The sequence below is a fragment of the Cnuibacter sp. UC19_7 genome (assembly GCF_042699995.1).
In the GTDB taxonomy this organism is placed as follows: Bacteria; Actinomycetota; Actinomycetes; order Actinomycetales; family Microbacteriaceae; genus Cnuibacter.
The window spans coordinates 790,852-812,271 of record NZ_CP170560.1; the positions used below are offsets into that span (position 1 = coordinate 790,852).

General features: G+C 72.1%; 13 protein-coding genes. 4 read left to right on the plus strand and 9 right to left on the minus strand.

The window, feature by feature from the left end; genetic code table 11:
* Nucleotides 1–52: 52 nt before the first annotated feature.
* The gene (locus tag ACFJGV_RS03775) at nt 53–2,977 is read right to left on the minus strand and encodes a UPF0182 family protein (RefSeq protein ID WP_378146944.1); all 2,925 of its coding nucleotides are present in this window, start codon (nt 2,975–2,977) and stop codon (nt 53–55) included.
* A gap of 103 nt (nt 2,978–3,080) precedes the next feature.
* Nucleotides 3,081–4,223: a PDZ domain-containing protein gene (locus tag ACFJGV_RS03780; RefSeq protein ID WP_378146946.1), complete on the minus strand. Its 1,143-nt coding sequence runs from the start codon at nt 4,221–4,223 to the stop codon at nt 3,081–3,083.
* 212 nt (nt 4,224–4,435) lie between these two features.
* Between ACFJGV_RS03780 and ACFJGV_RS03785 the strand changes: the two genes are divergently transcribed.
* Nucleotides 4,436–5,815 carry a zinc-dependent metalloprotease gene (locus tag ACFJGV_RS03785; RefSeq protein WP_378146947.1) on the plus strand — a complete coding sequence of 460 codons (1,380 nt, stop codon included), beginning with the start codon at nt 4,436–4,438 and terminating at the stop codon, nt 5,813–5,815.
* A 927-nt stretch (nt 5,816–6,742) separates the two neighbouring features.
* Here the strand turns inward: ACFJGV_RS03785 and ACFJGV_RS03790 are convergent.
* Together ACFJGV_RS03790 and nudC are read right to left on the minus strand one after the other, a co-directional pair.
* Nucleotides 6,743–8,440 (minus strand): ATP-dependent helicase, encoded by a 1,698-nt coding sequence (locus tag ACFJGV_RS03790; RefSeq protein WP_378146949.1) that lies wholly within the window; start codon nt 8,438–8,440, stop codon nt 6,743–6,745.
* Between the two features lies 1 nt (nt 8,441).
* Entirely contained in the window at nt 8,442–9,440 is a 999-nt protein-coding gene (gene nudC, locus ACFJGV_RS03795) for an NAD(+) diphosphatase (protein WP_378146950.1), read from the minus strand.
* 60 nt (nt 9,441–9,500) lie between these two features.
* On the opposite strand from nudC, the gene ACFJGV_RS03800 reads away from it, so the two are divergent.
* On the plus strand, nt 9,501–10,541 hold the full coding sequence (locus tag ACFJGV_RS03800; RefSeq protein WP_378146952.1) for a phosphotransferase: 1,041 nt from the start codon (nt 9,501–9,503) through the stop codon (nt 10,539–10,541).
* A 411-nt stretch (nt 10,542–10,952) separates the two neighbouring features.
* Here the strand turns inward: ACFJGV_RS03800 and ACFJGV_RS03805 are convergent, their stop codons facing one another.
* The 3 genes from ACFJGV_RS03805 to ACFJGV_RS03815 all read right to left on the minus strand — a co-directional run bounded on the left by ACFJGV_RS03805 (nt 10,953) and on the right by ACFJGV_RS03815 (nt 18,803).
* Entirely contained in the window at nt 10,953–12,182 is a 1,230-nt protein-coding gene (locus ACFJGV_RS03805) for an IS30 family transposase (RefSeq protein ID WP_378146954.1), read from the minus strand.
* Nucleotides 12,183–12,318: 136 nt separating this feature from the next.
* Nucleotides 12,319–15,636 (minus strand): UvrD-helicase domain-containing protein, encoded by a 3,318-nt coding sequence (locus tag ACFJGV_RS03810; protein WP_378146955.1) that lies wholly within the window; start codon nt 15,634–15,636, stop codon nt 12,319–12,321.
* Entirely contained in the window at nt 15,633–18,803 is a 3,171-nt protein-coding gene (locus ACFJGV_RS03815; RefSeq protein ID WP_378146956.1) for a PD-(D/E)XK nuclease family protein, read from the minus strand. The genes ACFJGV_RS03810 and ACFJGV_RS03815 overlap by 4 nt, the downstream gene beginning before the upstream one ends.
* Before the next feature lie 168 nt (nt 18,804–18,971).
* Between ACFJGV_RS03815 and ACFJGV_RS03820 the strand changes: the two genes are divergently transcribed.
* Entirely contained in the window at nt 18,972–19,196 is a 225-nt protein-coding gene (locus tag ACFJGV_RS03820) for a DUF3107 domain-containing protein (RefSeq protein WP_378146958.1), read from the plus strand.
* Nucleotides 19,197–19,200: 4 nt separating this feature from the next.
* Nucleotides 19,201–19,518, plus strand: coding sequence for a hypothetical protein (locus ACFJGV_RS03825; RefSeq protein WP_378146959.1), 318 nt, complete (start codon nt 19,201–19,203; stop codon nt 19,516–19,518).
* On the opposite strand, the gene ACFJGV_RS03830 is transcribed toward ACFJGV_RS03825, so the two are convergent.
* Together ACFJGV_RS03830 and ACFJGV_RS03835 are read right to left on the minus strand one after the other, a co-directional pair.
* Nucleotides 19,499–20,458 (minus strand): Ig domain-containing protein, encoded by a 960-nt coding sequence (locus ACFJGV_RS03830; protein WP_378146961.1) that lies wholly within the window; start codon nt 20,456–20,458, stop codon nt 19,499–19,501. The two genes, ACFJGV_RS03825 and ACFJGV_RS03830, sit on opposite strands and share 20 nt — an antisense overlap.
* A 96-nt stretch (nt 20,459–20,554) precedes the next feature.
* Nucleotides 20,555–21,271 (minus strand): ferritin-like fold-containing protein, encoded by a 717-nt coding sequence (locus ACFJGV_RS03835; RefSeq protein ID WP_378146962.1) that lies wholly within the window; start codon nt 21,269–21,271, stop codon nt 20,555–20,557.
* Between the last annotated feature and the right edge of the window lie 149 nt (nt 21,272–21,420).

Sequence of the window (21,420 nt, forward strand, 5' to 3'; positions counted from 1 at the left end):
TGGCTATAAACGACTTTTCAGGCGCTTATAGCCAATATCTTGTCTCTTAATGTCAGTTCTCTGACGCCGCGATCGCCTGAGCGATGGCATCCTTGAGACGCTTGTCGGCCTCGCCGTAGGCGGCCCAGTCGCCCGCCGCCATCGCGGCGTCGCGATCGGTCAGCGCCTGCTGCGCCGCGGCGAGGGCCGACATCACCGCCGGATCGCCGGTCGCACCCGAGGTGCCGCCGCTCGACCCGCCGGTGCCGCCCGTGCCCCCTGTCCCGCCGGAGGTGCCTCCGCCGGTCCCGTCGGACGGTGTGACCGATTGGTCTCCCGCCTGGGCGCCGGAGTCGCCGCCGAACAGCGAGTCGAGGGCACCGTCGAGCGTGGACTCGAAGGCGATCTTGTCGCCGAACGACACCAGCACCTTCTGCAGCAGCGGGAAGCTCGTCTCGCCTCGGGACTGGACGTACACGGGTTGGACGTAGAGCAGCCCACCGCCGACGGGGAGCGTCAGCAGGTTCCCGCTGAGCACCTGGCTCTCCCCCTGCCGGAGGAGGTTCAGGGCCGAGGACACGCCCGGGTCGGAGGAGAAGCTGTTCTGCACCTGACCCGGCCCGGGTATCGTGTCGTCCTTCGGCAGGTTGAGCAACCGGAGTTTGCCGTAGTCGTCGGACTTCACCCCGGCCTGCGAACCCGCGTTCGAGTCGACGGCCAGGTATCCGGTGAGCACGCTCCTCGACGACTCCGACTGCTCCGACAGGGGGATGAACGTCGAGTACAGCGAGTACTCGGGGGTGTCCTGCGTCGGCATCTGCAGCGTCAGGTAGTACGGCGGCTGCAGCGTCGGGTTGGTGGGCGATGCGGTGGGATCGTTGGGGGTCGCCCAGGCGTCCTCCCGCGAGTAGAACGACCCGGCGTCGGTCACGTGGTACTGGCCCAGCACCGAGCGCTGCGCCTTGAAGAGGTCGGCCGGGTAGCGGACGTGGCTCATCAGGTCGCCGCTCATCTCGCTGATCGGCTTGAGCGTCGTGGGGTAGATCTTCTCCCAGGTCTGGAGCAGCGGATCGGTGGGGTCCCAGGCGTAGAGCGTCACCTTGCCGTCGTAGGCGTCGACGGTGGCCTTCACCGAGTTGCGCACGTAGTTGACGTTGTCGAGCCTCACACCCTGCGTCGACGTCTTCGTGTCGCTGATCGCGTTCGACCACGACTGCGTCTGCGAGTACGGGTAGTCGGCCGACGTGGTGTACCCGTCGACGATCCAGACCACGTGCCCGTCGACGACCGACGGATAGGGGTCGGAGTCGATGGTGAGGTAGGGCGCGACCTTGGAGACACGGTCGGCCGGATCGCGGTCGTAGAGGATCTGCGACTGGTCGTTGACCGCATCCGACAGGAAGATCTGCTCGGACTGGAACTTCAGCGCGTAGACGAGGCGCTTGAACACGTTGTCGAGCTTCGGCCCGCCGTCGCCCGAGAACGTCGTGTAGGTCTGCTGCTGGCCGTCGACGCCCGACGGGTAGTCGAGCTCGACCGGGTTCGTGCCCTCCGGGCCGCCGACGATCGAGTACGGAGGCGAGTTCTCGCCGAAGTAGATGCGCGGCTCGAAATCGCCCAGGGATCCCGTGGTGGGGATGCCGGACTCGAGGAAGACCGGCTGCCCATCGCTCGAGCGCTGGTTGCCGTACGCGGCCACGAGGCCGTAGCCGTGGGTGTAGACGACGGTCTGGTTGTACCAGGTGGCGCTCGAGCCGAGCTGGTCGATGTTGAGGTCGCGGACGGTGACCACCGCATCCTGCACCTGGCCGTCGATGTTGTAGCGGTCGACGTCGAGGTCCTCGGGGAACTGGTAGTACTGCCGGAACTGCTGCAGCTGCTGGAACGACTTGGTCACCAGCGACGGGTCGAGGATGCGGATGTTGGCGGTCGTCGCCGCGTCGTTGCGGAGCGCACCGGGCTCGGCGTCGGTGGTCGCGTCGTAGGAGATCTCGTCGACGTTCGCGACGTCGTACGCCGCTCTCGTCGCGTCGATGTTGCGCTGGATGTACGTGGCCTCGAGTGTGCGCTCGCTCGGGTCGACCTCGAACCGCTGCACGATCCACGGATAGAGCGAGCCGAGCACGAGACCGAGCACGATGAGCATGGCCGTGCCGATGATGGGCAGTCGCCAGCGGCCGATCACGGCGGCGACGAGGAACAGCACGGCGACGATCGCGGCGATGCCGGCCAGGATGGTCAGGCCCGGGATGGTCGCGTTCACCGCGGAGTAGTTGGCGCCCGTGAAGCTGCCGGAGTTGTTGGTCAAGGTCGCGAACTGGTCGAGCCAGATGCTGACGGCCTGCAGCGCGATGTAGACGAACGCGGTCACCGCGATCTGGATGCGCGCCACCTTCGAGATGCGCACCTCGCGCTGGCTGAAGCGGATGGCTCCGTACAGGTAGCTGGTGGCGATGGCGGCGAGGCCGGCGACGATGACCACGGCCGAGGCGAAGCCGACGACTCCCCGCCAGAACGGCAGGTCGTACATGTAGAAGGAGATGTCGAGACCGAACTGCGGGTCCGTCTGACCGAACGAGGTGCGGTTGAGGTACTGCAGCGTCAGCTGCCAGCGCGACGCGGTGGCCACGCCGGCGAACAGGCCGAGCACGGCGGGCACCCCGAAGGTCGCCACACGGCGGAGGGGCTCGATCACCTGCTGGTACCGGTCGAGCTGCGAGTTGAGCTTGGCGTAGACCGGTCGCCGGCGGAAGGCGATCTCGATCGACAGCCACACCGGGAGGGCCATCGCGATGAAGCCGATGAGGAACATGATCCCGGCGGCGAACCACTGTGTGGTGAGCACGTTCAGGTAGCCGAGCTGGTCGTACCAGAGCACGTCGGTGTAGAGCGTCGAGAAGACGAAGAAGCCCACCGCGAGGGCGACCACCACGGCTATCGCTATCGCGAGCGTGACCCTCGTTCTCCGTGCCGGCTTCTCTGCTTGTTGGGAAGTCACGTTCGCCTCTGTGCTCGCTATCGGTTCCGGGCTCGCTGTCGGTGCGAGTCGATCCTACGACGATGCCGGGTGCGCACCGCCGTCGGGACCCGTACCGCCGATCCTATTGACCGGCGTCTGAGAGGGCGCTGGCGGTCGCGTCGCAGGTGGGTAACGACGACAGGTCGCCGCCGGACTCGATCGTCTGCAGCACCGTCATCGCATCGGCGAGGGTGGAGACCTTGAAGACGGAGAGGCCGTCGGGGATGTGGCCGGTCACCTCGCTGCAGTTGTCGGCGGGTGCGAGGAAGTACTGCGCGCCGGCGTCGCGGGCACCCACCATCTTCTGGCGGATCCCGCCGATCGCGCCCACCGTGCCCTCGGCGTCGATCGTGCCCGTGCCGGCGACGCTCTGCCCGCCGTTCAGCTCACCGGGGGTGAGCTTGTCGATGATGCCGAGGGCGAACATCATGCCCGCGCTCGGGCCGCCGACGTTGTCGAGCTGGATGTCGACGTCGAAGGGGAACTCGAACACGTCGGTCCCGCCCACCCCGATCGCCGGGGCCTTGATGGCGTCGGAGTACTGCGGGGTGATCTCGAGCGTCTCCTGGGTGCCGTCCTCGTGGCGCACGACGAGACTGAGGGGCTTGTCGGTGCCGTTGTCGGCGACGATGCTGCGCAGCTGGTCGACCGCGGTGACCGGGGTGCCTCCCGCGGAGAGCACGATGTCGCCGGCCACCAGCACGCCGTCGGCCGGTCCGCCGGAGGCCACGCTCGCGATGCCGAGCTCGGTGGTGAACGGGATGTCGAGCTGGTTCAGCGCGGCGGCGATCGCCTCCTGCTGGCTGTTCGTCATGTCCTGCGCGTTCTGCTGGTTGCGCTGCTCGGTCGTGACCCCCTTGGGGTAGACCGCCCACATCGGCACGACGGCCTTCGTCGGATCGAACCAGGCGGAGATCACCTGGGCCCACGACGGCGACTGGCTCGGATTGCCGATGGCCGACACGGTGAGCATGTCGAGCGTCCCGTCGGTGGGGTAGGTCGGGGCCCCGTCGACCGTGATCAGGTCGACGGCCTTGCCATCCTGCTCCTGGCTGCCGAGCGTGTTGAACACCGGACCCGGCTGCTCGATCACGTACGGGGCGGGCAGGAAGCTCATGATCAGGGCGGCGACGACGGCCGCGATCAGGAGCGTCCAGCCGACCGTGGCCCGCCGGGATCGGGGACGGGTGGTGGCGGGCTCGGGCTGCTCACCGAAAAGGCTCACGGGTTCCTCTCGTGCGGTGCCGGGGTGGATGTTCGCCACGGGCGCACCGGTCGGCCTTCGAGCTTATGGGAAAACCCAGCCTGGGCGGTGGGCCAGCGGTTAGCGTAGGAGCACTGTCTGACAGCGGGCCAGGAGTCTCGCGAGAGCGGGCTGCAGGCATCCCGACCGCAGCCGTCCCCGACCGCAGGCAGAGTCACCAGAGAGGATCAGCCGTGAGCGATCAGCCCCGAGACGACGGTCAGCCCGAGGACGAGTTCCGCGACATGCTGCGTGCCTTCCTCTCCGGCGACTCCGACATCGATCCGTCGCGTCTGGCCAGTGCGGCCGGCCTCCCGTCCGACCCGGCAGCGGTGTCGAACCTGATGCAGCAGCTCCAGAACGCGATGCAGGCCTCCGGCGAGGGCATCGACTGGACCGCCGCGGAGCGCCAGGCCGTCGAGCTGGCGGGGCAGGGCGGCACCTCGGTGACCGACCAGGCCCACGCCCAGTTCGACCAGGCGCTGCACGTGGCGTCGCTGTGGCTCGACGAGGCCACCTCCCTCGGCGACTCCGCGCACGCCCCCGGGCTCATGACCCGAGCGGAGTGGGCGAAGGCGACCACCCCGGTCTGGAGCCAGCTCGCCGAGCCCGTGGCGGCCAGCATCTCCGACGCGCTCACCGACGTGCTCAAGGAGCAGGCACCCGAGGAGATGTCGGGCATGATCGCCGGCGCCAGCCAGCTCATGCGCAACCTGGGCGGCACGCTGTTCGCGATGCAGCTCGGTCAGATCATCGGTCGGCTCTCCCGCGAGGTGGTGTCCGGCGGCGACGTCGGCATCCCCCTGCTCGACGAGGGGCGCGCGGTGCTCCTGCCGCAGAACATCGAGGAGTTCGGCGAGGGTCTCGACATCCCCGACGACCAGGTGCAGCTCTACCTCGCCATCCGCGAGCTGGCGCACGCCCGACTGTTCCGGCACGCGCGGTGGCTGCGCCTCCACCTCATCAGCTCCATCCGCGAGTTCGCGAGCGGCATCTCGATCGACACCTCGCGCCTCGAGGAGCTCGCCGCCGGCTTCGACCCGCAGAATCCGGAGGAGCTCCGCGACGCGATGGCGTCCGGCGCTCTCATCCCGCCGCGCACCGAGCAGCAGGAGCACGCGCTCGCGCGCATCGAGACGACGCTGGCGCTCATCGAGGGCTGGGTCGACGTCGTCACCGCGAACGCGTCGAGCCGGCTGCCGAAGTGGAACGCCGTGGCCGAGACCGTGCGCCGTCGTCGCGCCACCGGCGGGCCCGCCGAGTCGGCGTTCGGCGCGCTCATCGGCCTCGAGCTGCGTCCGCGCCGCCTCCGCGAGGCGGCCGCGATGTGGCAGCAGGTGACCGACGCGGTGGGAGTCGAGCAGCGCGACGCGCTCTGGTCGCACCCCGACGTCATGCCCACGGGCGACGACGTCGACGACCCCGCAGCCCTCATCGCGCGGCTCACCGGGCCCGCGCCGGAGCCCGACGAGATGGACCAGGCCCTCGCCGAGCTGCTGCGCAGCGAGGAGGAGGGCGACCGGCCCGACGCGGGTGACAAGCCCGACGACCGGGACCAGCCGCCGGTCGTCTGAGCTCCTCGGCTGCCCGGTCTCACCCGGTGCAGCCGGCCCGGTACGCGCGACCCCTGTGGAGAGCCGGTCGGACCTGTGGAGAGCCGGAGCGGGATCCTCGCGCTTCGGGCATCATGCCGGGCATGGTCCTCCGCCTCTCCCCCGCCCATCCCGTCGTCTGGCTCACGCCCGACAGCCTGCAGGTCGGGTTCGAGACGCCCCTCGCGGTGCTCGATCCCGTGCCGCCGGGCGCCGACGCGCTTCTCGCCGTGCTGGCGCGCGGCATCGCCGACGCGCCGCCCGCGACGATCGCCGTCCGACTGGGTCTCCCGCCGCAGACGGTCGACGACGTGCTGCGTCTCATCGAACCGGCGCTCGTGCGCGACGGCCCTCCGTTGGCCGGGCGGGTGGTCCGGATCGAGGGCGCCGATCGGTCACCGGTCGCGGCCCTCGCCGAGCAGGTGACCGCGCTCGGCGGCGAGGCGGTGACCGTGCTCGGCGGCGTCGCGTCGACCGAGGCGTCCCGCGACTTCGTCGACCTCGCGATCCTCGTCTTCCGGTTCGCGGTCCAACCGCGACGATGCGCCTCGTTCACGTCAGCCGACATCCCGGTGCTCCCCGTGGTGTTCGGGGAGGGCTCGGCGATCGTGGGGCCGGTCCTGGCACCGGGCGGCCTCGAGGGGGCCGCCGGGCCGGACCGGGCGGGGCCCTGCGCCTGGTGCCTGCACCTCGGCGCCGTCGACGCCGACGCTCTCTGGGAGATCAAGGCCATCCAAGCGGCGGCCAGGCCTGCGGCGAGCACGTCCGCCCGGGGAGTGGCCGCGGTCGCGGCGCAGACGGCGACCGAGCTGCTGCGCTGGGCTCGGCCCGGTCCGCCGGCCCCTCCGCGACGCGTCGAGATCGACCTCCGGGAGCATCCCGCCGAGTCGCCGGCGACAGTGACGGCCGTCAGCCCCCATCCGGAGTGCGCGTGCCGAGCTCTGCCAGGAACCGTGAGGGCGCACGGTCGGCCGAGCGCCTGGTCCCCTGCCGGGCCCACGACAGGTACAGGCGCGAGCGCGCGCGGGTGATGCCCACGTAGAAGAGCCTGCGCTCCTCGTCGATCGCCTCGAGGCCGCCCGCGTGACTGATGGGCAGCAGGCCCTCGGCTGCGCCCACGATGAACACGTGGGGCCACTCCAGGCCCTTCGCCGAGTGGAGCGTGGCGAGAGTCACAGCGCGCACGGTCGGCTCGTGCTGCATGCTCTGCCGAAGCAGGAGCTCGTCGGTGAAGGCCCGGAAGGTCGTGCCCTCGGGCATCTCCTCGGCCAGGCGCATGAGCGCGTTGAGCAGATCCCACCGCTCGCGCACGGCGCCCGCCGCGGTCGGCGGCTCCTGGCTCCACCCGCGCGAGCGCAGCACGTCGCTCACCGACTTGAAGAGAGGTTCTCCCACCACCGAGACGGAGGCGGCCCGCAGCTCGAGCACCGCGCGCGCCACGTCGGGCTGGTCGAAGAAGCGCTTGCCCCCGCGCACCTGGTAGCTGACGCCCCGGTCGGCGAGCGACTGCTCCAGCTCGGGCGACTGCGCGTTCACGCGGAAGAGGATGGCGATGTCGTGCGGCTGAACGCCGCCCGCGACGAGTGCCGCCACCCGATCCGCGACGGCGTTGGCCTCGGCGCGGTCGTGCGCGAACTCCTCGATCGTCGGCGCCTCCCCGGGGTCGGGTGCGGCGGCGTGGAGTGTCAGGGCTCCGGGACGACCGCGCATGAGGCGGTTCGCCAGATCGAGCACGGCGATGGTCGAGCGGTAGTTCTGCTCCAGCGACACGACCGTGGCGTCCGGATGGCGGCGCGGGAAGTCGAGCAGGTACTCGGAACGGGCGCCCGCGAAGGAGTAGATGGTCTGGCTGGCGTCGCCCACGACGCAGAGGTCGTCGCGATCGCCGAGCCACAGCCGCAGCAGATGCTCCTGCAGCGGCGAGACGTCCTGGTACTCATCGACGACGAAGAACCGGTACTGCTCACGCACCTGCAGGGCGACCGAGGGCTCGGTCTCGATCATGCCCGCCATGGCCAGCAGCACATCCTCGAAGTCGATGCGCCGCTGCTCGTCCTTCAGGCGCTCGTACGTGCGCTGCAGCTCGAGCATCTGGTCGACCGACATCGAGCCGGGCATCGACCTCCGGGCGTGCGCCGCGGTCTCGTACTCCTCGAGCGTGAGGTTCGACACCTTCCGCCACTCGATCTCGGCGGCGATGTCGCGGAGGATCGCGGTGTCGACCCGCGCCCGCACCGCGGTGGCGGCGTCGGCGATCAGACGCGCCTTCGCCTCCAGGATGCGGGGCGCATCACCGCCGGCCACCTGCGGCCAGAAGTAGTTCAGCTGCGACAGCGCGGCCGCGTGGAACGTCCGCGCCGCGACGCGGTCGGCGCCGAGCGGACGGAGCCTCCCGCGCAGCTCGGCGGCGGCACGGCTGGTGAAGGTGAGCGCCATCACGCGGTTGGGCGGGTACACGCCGCCCGCCACGCCGTAGGCGATCCGGTGCGTGATGGTGCGGGTCTTGCCCGTGCCGGCGCCGGCCAGGATGCTCACCGGGCCGAGGAGGGCGCGCGCGGCCTCGCTCTGCTGGTCGTCGAGGCCTTCGAGCAGCGTGTCCGGATCCACCTCAGAACCCCGGCTCGGGCAGCGGGCCGCCGTACCAGCGCTCGATGATGGCGCGCGCGATCGACGACCGCCCGGGGAACAGGACGCCGTGGTGGGCGTCGGCGAGCTCCTCGCGGGTGAACCAGCGCAGGTCGAGGATCTCCTCGCCGTCGGGGCGCTCCGCGGCGGCGCCGCCGGGCGCGACGCGCGCCAGGAAGCCCACCATCAGCGAAGCGGGGAACGGCCACGGCTGGGATCCGACGTACTCGGGGTCGTCGATGACGACACCCGACTCCTCGCCGATCTCGCGGGTCGCGGCCGCCTCGAGCGACTCGCCGGGCTCGACGAAGCCGGCCAGCAGCGAGTAGCGGTTGTTCTCCCACATCGCGTTCGAGCCGAGGAGCAGGCGGTCGTCGTCATCGACGACGCCGACGATCACCGCGGCGTCGGTGCGGGGGAAGAGCTCGATCCCCTGCACCGTGCAGCGGCGCACCCATCCGCCCGCCTCGGCTCGGCTGGGTGCACCACAGCGCGGGCAGTGCGTGTGGGTGCGGTGCCAGTTGCCCATCGCCAGGGCCTCGGTGAAGACGCCCGCGCCGAGGTCGTCGAGGTCGGCGGCGGTGAGACGCAGGTCGAGCCAGCGCTCGTCGGCGGAGGCCATGCCCTCGGCGGCGTCGTCGATCGCCCTGGCGTCCGGGGCGGCGTCCGGAAGGAAGACGGCCCACAGCGGGGAGCCCGCGGGAACCGGTCCGGCATCCTCGAGAGCCACTCCGAGGTAGAGCGTCGATCCATCGTCGGCCAGTGGATCGCCGACCCCGTCGGGAAGGTCGCCCGCCGTGAGCAGCGCGACCGCGGGCGCCTCGCCCGGAGCACCGAGCGCCTTGCCCGCGCGGAGCACCACGACCCGCGAGGCCTCATCCGCCCACAGCCGACGCAGTCTGTCGGCGTCGGTGCGTGCCGCGTGATCGCGATCGACGCGCTGACGCGAGAGCGGGAGGAGGGACTGGAAATCGCGTGACATGGTTTCCCGATCGTGCGTGGCGCGAGCCGTAGCGAGCGGGAGCCCGCCTACCCTTGGAGCATGGCGAGATCCCACCTCACTCTAGCTGCGCTCGCAGCGTCGGCCATGCCGGGCGCAGACATCGTCGCGACGCGCCCGATCAGCTCGAGGACCCAGGGCCGCTACGACTCCGCCGTGCTCAGCCTGCGCACCGGCGACGAGGTGATCGTCCGCGTCCCCACCGACGACGAGGCTGCCTCCGAGCAGTCCCTCGACCTCGTCGCGCTGCAGGCGCTGACGGCAGGCGTGCGCTCGAGGCTGCCGTTCCGCGTGCCCGGGTACGAGGGGCAGGCCCCGGTCGGCGACACCCGCGCCGTGGTCTACGACTTCATCCCCGGCACACCCGCGTCGCTCGGCGACGTGACCGCCGACAGCGCCACCGCCGCCTCCGTGGGGGCCGCCATCGCGGCCGTCCACTCGCTGCCCACGTCGGTGGTCACCGAGGCCGGCCTCACGGTCAACAGCGCCTCGCAGCTCGCCGCCCGGTCGCGGAAGCTCGCGGAGCGCGCCGCCGCCACGGGGAAGGTGCCGCAGGCGCTCTCCACCCGCTGGGCGCTGGCGCACGACGACAGCGCGCTGTGGCAGTTCCAGCCCTCCGTCATCAACGGCACGCTCTCGCCGGAGTCGTTCCTCATGGTGGGCGACCATGTCAGCGGCATGCTCGGCTGGTCGGGCCTCGCGGTCGGCGACCCTGCGACCGACCTGTTCTGGCTCAGCTCCGCCGCCACCCCCGAGGGTGCCGAACTCGTCTTCGCCGCCTACGAGCGCGCTCTCCCCCGCCCCGCCGACCGGCAGCTGCGCAAGCGCGCCCGCCTGTACGCCGAGCTCGAGATCGCGCGCTGGCTCCTCCACGGCCTCGGCTCCCGCGACCAGGGCGTCGTCGGCGACGCCGAGAGCATGCTCGCCAGCCTCGCGTCGAGCGTGCAGTCCGACCTCCTCAACCCCCTCTCCACCGACACGGGCCAGGTCATGGCCGTCGAGGAGGTCGAGGCCCTCCTCGACCGCACCCCCGTCCGCACCTCCTCCGCCGCCGACCCCGCCGCCCGCATCACCGAGGACTGACCCGCCCGCGTCCCGCTCCGCGGGCCCGGCTTTGTCCAGGTTTCCGTCGGAATCGGGGCGATTCGCGACGGAAACCTGGACAAAGCCCCTCGATGGAGTGCGACCCCGGGACGTCGGCCAGGGCAGCCTCGCGATCGCTCGCGCTAACTCGCGGTGGCTCGCGGCGGCCTCGCGGTGGCTCGGGGTGGCTCGGGGTGGCTCGCGGGCCCGGGCTAACTCCGGATTTCGGCGCGCTTCCGAGCCAACTCCGGATGCTGGGCGGCGTGTCGCGCCGGAAGTCCGGAGTTGGCGCGAGCCGGCCCACCCACGGATGGGCCGCATCCGCGTGGGGATGACGCGCATCCGCGGGTGGATGCCGCCCTACCGTGGCGCGCCCTTTTCAGGAGATGCCGGCCGATGGGCCCGGTGGTTTCAGGGTGTTAGTGCAACGCGGTTGAGTAGTTGGCCCAGTGTGGCGGCTGGGGTGTGGAATCCCAAAGTCTGGCGGGGGCGGATGTTGAGCAGGTGTTGGGTTTCGGCGAGGTCGGTGTCGGTGATGGTGTTGAAGTTGGTGCCCTTGGGGTAGAAGTCCCGGATCAGGCCGTTGGTGTTCTCGTTGCTGCCGCGTTGCCAGGGCGAGTGCGGATCGCAGAAGAACACCGGGCATCCGGTGGCGATCGTGAACCGGGCGTGGCCGGCCATCTCCTGGCCCTGGTCCCAGGTGATCGTGCGGGTCAGTTCCGCGGGGAGATGACTGATCATCGCCTGCAGGACATCGATCACGGTGGCACTGTCCCGGGCCCCGGGCAGCCGTCTTAGCAGCACGAACCGGGTTTGGCGTTCGACCAGGGTTACGATCCCGGAGTTCTCCGGTCCCACGACGAGGTCTCCTTCCCAGTGCCCGGGAACCGCTCGATCCGCGACCTCGGCGGGACGGTCGGTCAGTCGCGCCCCGTCCAGCCAGGGACGCCTCGATCGGGCGGGGAGCTTGGATCGCGGGATCCGGCCGGTGCGTCCGGACCGCAGTGCCTTCTGCACTGTCAGTTCGTGACGCAGCCCGCCTCGGCCTTGGAGGTAGAGGGCCTGGTAGATCGTCTCGTGCGACACCTGCATCCCCTCACCGTCCGGGAACTCGACCCGCAGCTGACCGGCGACCTGCTGGGGAGAGAACCGCAGGTTCAAGCGTGACACGACCTCGCCACGCACCGCCGGATCCTCCAGCTTCCGCGGCGTCGGCCGGGAACGCTGCAGCAACGCTCGATGGTGCGCCAGGTGAGCTGAGTACCGGTCCTGTCTCCAATGCTCCACCGCGTTGCGGCGCAGCTCCCTGGACACCGTCGACGCCGACATCCCGACCATCCTCGCGATGGCCCTGACCGACAGCGGCGGACTCATCGCCCGACCAGCCTGGATCACAGCACGGTCAGCCAACGTCAACCGACGATACGACCGCCCCACGGCACCGGCCACGACCGCGTCCATCGGGACCGGCACCGCGCCGCCCGGAGCACCACGCTTCTGTCTCATGCCCACGACCTTGGCCCACGACCACACGGTCACGTCATTCACCCGCAGACGACGACCGACCTCCACCGCCGACACCCCCGACGCCAGCAGCCGATACGCCTCAGCCCGAACCTCCCACCCGATCTTCTTCGGCACCACAACGCCCCTTCATTCCAGGCGTTGCACTAACACCCTGAAACCACCGCCGTATTCAGGACGGAACGTCCTGAATACGGGATCCGGTCCTGAGAACGGACGGCGGCCGCGGGGTTAGCGGCGGAGGGGGCCGGGCTCAGGAGAAGGCGCGGGCGACCAGGGCGCGGAGCTCGGGCTCGGAGTGGAGGCGCTCGGGGCGGATGAGGACGTCGTCGGCGACAAAGTAGAAGCAGGCGTCGACGGAGTCGACGGGGACGCCCCGCCACGTGGCGTACGCCAGGCGGTAGAGCGAGAGCTGCAGCTGCTTCAGCTCGAGGTCGGCCTCGTCGGCGGGCGGACGGCCGGTCTTCCAGTCGACCACCTCGTAGCGGCCGTCGCGCTCGAACACGGCGTCGAGGCGGCAGATGAGGATGCGACCCTCCAGCACCAGGTGGATCTCGGTCTCGACCTCGATCGGCGAGCGCGCGGCGAACTCCGACGCCTCGAAGATGCCCACGAGCTGCTCGAGCCGCTCGTCGTCGATCTCGAGCAGGTCGGACCCGGCAGCCAGGTCGGACCCGGCAGCCAGGTCGGACCCGGCAGCGAGGTCGGACCCGGACTCGGGGAGCTCGTCGCCGTCGAGCTCGTGCAGCTCGGCGTCGAGCAGGTCGTTGCCCGGCAGCACGAGCCGCTCGTCGAGCAGCGCGCCGCCGCCCGCGGCGAAGCGCGCCTCGAGCCACAGGTGGAAGCGCGACCCGAGCCTGGTCTGCCGGTAGGGGCGCTCCGGCATCGGCCGCGCGAGCAGGGCGGCGACCTGCTCCGGGTCGGACACCCAGTCCTTGAAGCGCGACGCGGGGATGCGCGTGGGCACGTCGAGCGTCGGCGCCTGGCCCGCGGCGGCCCGCTCGGCCAGGAGGAGCTCGATCTCGGCATCCCACGGCGTCTCGGCGCCCGGGTCGGCCTGCGCCACCGCCGCAGCCGCCCGAGCGACGCGCGTTCGACGGGCGCCCAGCGGGTCGCGTGGCCACACCGTGCGCGAGGCGGCGTCGGCGAGCGGGTTCTCCTCCTCGTCGGGCGCGTCGGGCAGCGAGTCGGCCGGGATCACCCCGACCTCGCGCAGCTCGAGCAGGAAGCGGCTCGGCCCGCGCGACGACTTCTGCGTCGACCAGAACGCCCCGGTGAGGAGGAGCTGCTCTCGGGCGCGGGTTACGGCGACGTACGCCAGCCGCCGCTGCTCCTCCGCGTGCCGATCGGCGATCTGCTGTTCGAACTCCCCCAGTGCGTCGGCCAGCTCGCCCTGATGCTCGGCCCCGCGCCAGTGGAACGTGGGCAGCTCGAGGTGGTCGCCGCGGAACGCGAACGGCAGCTCGCCGAACGCGAGCCAGCCCTTCTTGGCGCGCGGCGCATCCGGCAGCTCGCCCTCGACCAGGCGCGGGATGGCGACGAGGTCCCACTCGAGGCCCTTCGCCCCGTGGATGGTGAGGATCTGCACCGTGCCCGCCTCGGGCTCGTCGCTGCGCGGAGCGAGCCGGTCGCGCTGCTCCGCCTCCTGCAGCCAGGCGAGGAAGGCGCCGAGGCCGGCCGAGGGATCGAGCGCGGTGAACCCTCTGATCTGCTCCTCGAAGGCGTCGAGCGCGGCGATCCCGGCTTCCGGATGCGCACCGGCGAGCACCTCGATGTCGAGGCGCAGCTCCTGCACGACCACCCGCACGAGATCGGACAGCGCCAGCCCGGTGCGGGCGCGCAGCGCGGTCAGCGTGCGGCCGGCCTCGCGCATCCGTTCGAGTCCCACGGCCGAGATGTCGCCGAGCACCCCGTGCCCGGGAGGAGCGGTGGCGACGAAGTCGAGCGCGTCGACGAGCGAGGGCGCCTCGCCGTCGGCGACCGACGAGCGGAGGATGCCGCGCACCTCGTCGTCGAGAGGCGCGTGCTTGTGGTCGCGCCGGGCGAGCCACGCCGCCACCTGCTTGAGCCCGACGAGATCGCGCGGGCCGATGCGCCAGCGCGCGCCCGACAGCAGCCGCACGAGCTCGGGACCGGCCGTCGGGTGGTACAGGACACGCAACGTGGACACGAGGTCGACGACGACGGGCTCGCTGAGCAGCCCGCCCAGCCCGAGCACGTGGTACGGCACGCCGGCGTCGTCGAGCGCGGAGGTGAACCGGTCGACGTTCTTCACCGACCGGCAGAGCAGAGCGGCCGACGGCGGCGCGCCCGCGCCGCGCATCCGCTCGCCGAACCAGCGGGCCACCGCGCGCGCCTCGTCGTCGACGGTCTGCGCGAAGGCCACCTCGACAGTGCCCTCGGAGGCGCCGGGCCGCGCGCCGAGCCGCTCGACCGCCACGCCCGCCGACAGCGGCGCGACGATCGTGTTCGCCGCGTCGAGCACGAGCCGCGGGTTGCGCCAGCTCGTCGACAGAGCGAACGGATGCGGGTCGGCGGCGCCGAAGTCGTTCGCGAACCGGCCCAGGTTCGCGGCGCTGGCCCCGCGCCATCCGTAGATCGACTGGTGCGGGTCGCCCACGGCCATCACCGGATGGCCGCCGAAGAGCCGCGAGAGAAGGCGCGTCTGCACGACGCTCGTGTCCTGATACTCGTCGAGCAGCACCACACGGTACCGACGGCGGTGCTCCTCGGTGACGATCGGTGCCGTCTCGACGATCCGGAGCGCGAGCGCCACCTGGTCGGAGAACTCGATCAGCCCCCGTCGGCGCTTCTCGGCCGCGTACTCCTCGGCCAGGGCGACGAGGGGTTCGAGCGCCGCCACCGCCGCGAACGGGGCGACCAGACCGGAACGGAGGGCCGCCTTGACACGGGCGGACCCTGTCGGCAGGTCGCGGAGCGCCAGGAACTCGGCGGCGTAGTCGACGACGTCGAGACCGTCGGCGACGTTCTCGGCCATCGACCGGCTGAGGTCGAGGACGGCGGTGGTGATCTGATCGGGGCTCTTCTCGAGGTCGGCGAGCCGGTCGTCGCCCTTCGTGAGCACCACATGGCGGGCGAGCTGCCAGGCCGAGGCCTCGCTCAGCACCTGCGCGTCGCCCTCCTGGCCGATCCGGACGGCGTTCTCGCGGAAGATCGTGTTGGCGAAGGCGTTGTAGGTCGAGATGGCCGGCGCTTCGAAGGCGTCGATCTCGGGCCCCAGCCCGTGCTCCGAGAGCTGGGCCACCCGCTGCTGGATGCGCGCGGCGAGCTCGCCCGCCGCCTTGCGGGTGAAGGTGAGGCCGAGCACCTCCGACAGCGACACGTGTCCGTTCGCGACGAGCCACACCACACGCGCGGCCATGGTCTCGGTCTTGCCGCTGCCCGCCCCCGCCACGACGATGCGCGGCTCGAGGGGCGACTCGATGACCGCCCGCTGCTGCTCTGTGGGTGTGGGAAGGCCGAGACGCTCGGCGATCTCGGTCGCGCTGAGCGGCACCCGAGGTGTCGGCTCGTCGACGAAGTCGTCGAGGTCGAAGAGGGCGTCGGTCATTCGCTCACCGCCTTGACCAGCTGGATGCGGTACGGCGACCGGTTCTGGATGTCGCGCTCCGCCGGTTCCAGGGCGGCCTCGAACGCGGTGCCCGCCATGCCCGTGGCCACCGCCCGGATGCGACCGACGATCTCGTCGAGGGCGACGTCGTCGAGCGCCTCCTGCGAGACGACCGTGTACCGCCGGCCGGAGCGGGGCTTGCTGACGTAGACGAGGGAAGCACCGCCGGATGCCGCGTCGCCGGCACCGAGCGCGGAACGCACCTCGGGGTCGGCGAGCGCGAGCTGGTACGTCGCCAGCTGGGCATGGCGAGCGGCATCGGCCTTGCTCGGCGGCGACTTGCCCGTCTTGAGGTCGACCACGACCACGCGGCCCGACGCATCGGCCTCGACGCGGTCGATGGTGCCGGCGACCTTCGCGGGACCCAGGGCCATCTCGAACGGCGTCTCCGCTCCGAGCAGACCGACCGTCGCTCGATCGGTGAGGTAGTCGGAGAGGCCGGCGAGCTTCTGGAGCATGGCCCGGTGCTCGCGCTCCTGCACCCAGCCGGCCTCGAAGCGGAGCTGCTTCCAGCGCGGCGCGGCGCGCTCGGCCAACGACTCGACGGTCGGCGCCACGTCGGGCTCGGCCGAGGCCTCCTCCATCACCGCGTGGACGATGGTGCCCACCCCGCTCGCCACGCTCGGGGTGCTGCCGGCGACGTGATCGACGAACCACACCAGAGGCGACTCCTCGAACGTCTCGATCGACGACGGCGACACCCGCACCGTCGTGTCGGGTGCGGAGAGGTCGGCGAGCGGGTCGTGCGTCGAGACGTCGAGCACACCGAACCACTCGTTCGGATCGGCGCCCGCCACGCCCTCTCGGGCCAGTCGCGACAGCGCCGACGCGGCACGCGCATCCGCCCGCTCGGCCACCGCTCGGCGCAGCGACCCGACCATGCCCCGCAGCGTGTACGGATGGCGGTCGGGCGTGTACTCCGGCGCGTCGGGCGCGAGCGCGAGGAACGGGGAGGGGCGCTCGTCGTCGCTCGACACGCAGCTCAGCACGGTGAGCGACGTCGATCGCGAGACCGCCACGGAGAACAGCCGCAGCTCGTCGGCGAGCACATCGGCCCGCGTCTGCTCGCGCTGGGTGGTGACGTCGCGGCCGCGCCATGCGTCGAGCGCCGCGCCGAGCCGCTCGGCGTGCAGGAGGGAGTTGCGGAGACGCAGGTCGGGCCAGACCGACTCCTGCAGCCCCGCCACGACCACGACCGCCACCTCGCGGCCGGCGATGCCGACCGGGGTGGTGACGAGCACAGACCCGGCGCGCGATCGCGGCGAGAGGGAGTCCTCCGGCACCTCGGCGCCGAAGAAGCCGTCGAGGAACGCCTCGGGCGAACCGCTCGGGTCGCGCTCGGCAGCCCGCTTCGCGGCGGAGAACAGGGCGACGACGGCATCGAGATCGCGCCCCGCCTCGTCGGCGACGACCCCCGTGCCCCGCGACGCCGCGAGCCAGCGATCGGCCAGGCCGCTGCGGCGCCAGAGCGCCCAGAGCAGCTCCTCGGTCGAGCCGCCGGCGTCGCGCTGGGCCCGGAGATCGCGGAGCAGCGCGGCCATCGCCTCCACCCGCCGCGCGGCGGGGAGGTCGACCGTGACGAGCGAGCCCGGCGTCAGCAGCGCCTCGCGCAGCAGCTCCTCCGACGACCGGGAACCGCCGTCGGCCAGCTCCGCGTGGCGCAGCGCGAGCCGCAGACGCCGCAGCCCGATCGCATCGAGGCCGCACACCGGACCGAGTACGAGCTCGACCACCAGCGCGTCGTCGATCTCGCGCCAGCCGATCGCCGCGCCCATCACCTCGGTCAGGTGGCGCGCGGCCGTCGTGTCGCGCAGGGCGACCGCCCCGGCGGTGGTGCGAGTGGGCACCTCGGAGGCGGCGAGGCCCCTCGCATACCCGGGCACGGAGCCGCCGGACCGCACCACGACCGCCATGTCGGACCAGCCGACGCCGTGCAGCAGGTGCTGCTCGCGCAGCAGCCGAGCCAGGGCGGCGATCTCGGCGCCGCGCCCGGGAGCGCGCACCACACGCACCTCGGGTTCGGCCCGGCCAGAGGGCCCGTCGCCTGTCGCTTCTGCCTGCGCTTCCGTCCCGTCGACCGGGGCCATCGCCCGCTGGCGCCCCGCACCGGCGGTGCCGATCCGCTCGGTCACCGCCGCCGTGAGACCACGGATGCGCCCCGCCTGCCGATGGGACGTGGACAGCACCGCGAGCGGCCCGGTGCGGACACCGAGGGTCGACCGGAGCGCCGCGAGCGACCGCGGATCGGCGCCTCGGAAGGCGGCGGTCGCCGCATCCGGATCGCCGAACGCCACCACCGTGGCCCCGGCGCCGGCGAGCGCGCGCAGCAGCTGCACGGAGCCCGTGTCGAGATCGTGGAAGTCGTCGACCACGACGAGCCTGAGCCCGCCCAGGGCCTCGCCCGCGCGGACGGCCCTGGTCGCCTCGGCGAGCACCTCGGCCGAGTCGAGCGCGGAGACGGGCGAGGCGTCGAGCGTCGCCGCCACCCCCGCGAGGAACGCGCCCGCGGCCTCCCACTCGGGCAGCGACTCGCGCCGACCCAGCTCGGCGAGGAGGGCGGCGCCGACGCCGCGCTCGGAGGCGCGCATGGCGAGCTCGCGCAACTCGGTGCGGAACGAGCGCAGCCGCCGCACCTCGGGCGGCAGGTGGTCGGGCCACAGCACCGCCGCCGCCCGCACACCGTCGACGCCACCGGCCTCGGCCCCCGCGTCGACATCGTCGTCGAAGCCCGCCTCGAGGAGGTCGGCGAAGAGGCGGTCGTGCTCGGCCCCGCTGAGCATGGTCACGGGCCGACCGGGCGAGGCCGCGGTCGCCGAGGCCACCTCGAACGCCACGGAGGCGGGGGTGCGGGCGAGCGGCCCGGGCAGGGCTGCTCCGATCCGCAGGGCGAGCTGGTCGCGCAGCTCGGCCGCCGCCGTACGGCGCGGGGTGAGCAGGAGCGCGCGGCCGGGCTCGACCCACCCCGAGCGGATGCGCTCGACGACGAGCGCGAGGGCCGTGGTGGTCTTGCCGCTCCCCGGCCCGCCGAGCACCGCGAAGGTCTCGCTCGCGGGGCGCTCGAGCACGGCGCGCTGAGAGGCGTCGAGCTGCACGTCGGGGATGGGCACGCGACCACGCTAACGGGGGCTTCCGACATCGCGAGGGCGGCTCTCCGCGCGCGAACGAGAGCGCTGTTCGCTCTCAGCTCAGCCACCCCACGGCGGCGGGCGGGAGCGGTGCCGTACGCTTGCCTCGACAGGCGCGCAGGCGCCTCGCGACGTGAAAGGCACTCCCCCGTGGACATTCGTATCGGCATCGCCAACTCGCCCCGTGAACTGACCTTCGAGTCCGCCCAGTCTGCGGCCGACATCGAGCGCACCGTCTCCGAGGCCCTCGCCTCCAAGGCCACCCACGTCAGCCTCAGCGATGAGAAGGGCCGTCTCTTCGTCGTGCCCACCGCCGCCCTCACCTACGTCGAGATCGGCAGCGAAGAGGCTCGTCGCGTCGGCTTCGTCGCCTGAGCCGATGGAGCTGCTGTTCGTCACGCTCGGAGGCGTGATCCTCGGCATCATCGCCCGCTACGCCCTTCCCGGGCGGGGTACGCACGGCGTCATCCTCGTGCCCGCGGTGGGCGCCCTGGCGTCGGCCGTGCTCTGGGTGGCTCTCACCTGGCTCGGCTGGCCGTGGGACGGCGGATGGATCTGGGCCGTCACGCTGGTGGCGGCCGGGCTGATCGTGGCCGTGGTCGACCTCGTGCTCGGCCGTGTGCGCGAGGAGGCCGACCGCAGACGGCTGGCCGACCTCCTCTCGGGCCGCGCTCCGATCAGCGCGCCCGCACGCTGATCTCGCACGACATCCGCGCGTAGCCGCCCCAGGCGTTCGCCGCGTCGACGATGATCGGGAACCGCCCGGCGACGGCCGGCACGCCGGAGATGACGCCGGTCGCGTGGTCGAGCTCGAGCCCGGCAGGCAGCCAGCTCGCGCCGTAGTCGACCGCCGCGTCCGACTTCACCCGGATCGAACCCGAGTACGGCAGGCCGACGACGGCGTCCGGCGCGGGGCACGACACGATGACCGGCCGGTCGGGCAGTCGGACCGTGAACGCGCATCCGGTCTTCGTCGAGGTCCCGCCGAGGCCCGTGACCGAGACCGTCACCGTCGACATCCCGGGGACGGTGGCGGTCCCGCTGATGAGCCCGGAGACCGGGTCGACGCCCAGCCCGGCCGGCAGCCCGGTCGCGCTGTAGACCATCCCCTCCGGACCGCTGGCCGCCATGGCGAAGCGATACGGCTGATCCACGACCGCGTCGTCGACGGGGCAGCCGGTGGCGAGGGTCGGCGGATCGAGCGAGGGGCCGACGTCGATGAAGCACGGACCGTACTCGGCGCGCTCGTCCCGGCTGGTCGCGACCAGCGTGAAGCCGGACGATCCTTCGGCGGTCGGCACACCCCGGATGGCGCCGCTCTCGGCGTCGAGCGTGAGGCCGGCCGGCAGCGTGCCGATGAGCGAGAAGACCGCGCGGTCGTGAGCGCGCAGCAGGGAGAAGTACCGCGAGCCGACGTTCGCGGTGTTCACCGGGCACCCGGCGATCGACACCGATGTGTCGCGGGGTGCCGACGGGATCGCCGGAGCCGAGAGGGCGGCGGGGGCGGCCGCGGCGGCAGAGGCCGCCAGGGCCGGGGATGCGACAGCTGGAGCCGCGGCGACGAGGGCGCCGACCGCGACGGCGGCGACCAGGATCGACGTCACCGCGGCGGCGACGGGACGGAGGGGACGGGGCATGGACTCGCCTTCGCTCGTCCGACCCACCGGCCACGAGGCTAGCGCGGATCCCGACGGATCCTCAAGGAGCAGATCAGGCGGGCGAGGAGGTGAGCGTCAGGCGGTGAGGCCGAGCTTGTCCATGCGGCGGGTGTGACCGGCCACGATCTCGGTGAACACCGGCTCGATGCGCTGCTCGTCGGAGGCGGGGTTGCCGGTGAGGTGGATCGCCGAGCGCGCCACGAGGAGCGTGTCGCCCACGACGCGCCGACCCCAGAGCGCGAGACGCGAGCCGAGCACCCGGTCGACCGAGATGGCCTCCCCCAGTACCTCGGCGATCGTGTCGCGGCCCGAGTCGGCGCGGAGGATCGTGATGCAGCGCCCCGACACGTCGCCCGGCAGGCCGGACGCGAGGAGCGTGAAGAAGTCGTCGAGGATGCCCGCCGTGAGGTACACGCTGAGCAGCTGCTCGTGCCAGTCGGACCCCTTGACGAGCGCACGGTACCGGTCGATGCCCGCGGTGAACGGCGCGATCACCTCGTTCGGGTCGTCCACGAGGCGACGGAGCTCGGCCACGAGACGCTCGTACTTGTCGAGCGCCCGACCCGCGGGGGCGGTGAGGCGCTGCTTCGACGGCACGTCGGGCGCGCCCTCGATCGCGTCGGAGACCTCCTCGAACACGGCGAGCTGCACATAGGCGACCTGACCGAGATACGGGATCACCTCGGGGGTGAGGTCCTCGAGGTTCACCCGGGGATAGCTGGAGGAGTCGACCCTGGGCCGCAGCCGGGGCAGCTCGATGCGCACCGACGGGCGGCGGAGGAATCCGAACACGCGCGCCATCCTATAAGGGCCTGCGAGCCGGAACGGACCGGCGGCACCCCCGTCCGGTAGACTCTCCACCGGCCCTTGAACGATACGGGCCGCTTCGCCGCCGCCAGGCGCCATCGCCGGCCGTCGCAGCGCACCGCTTGCGCAGCACC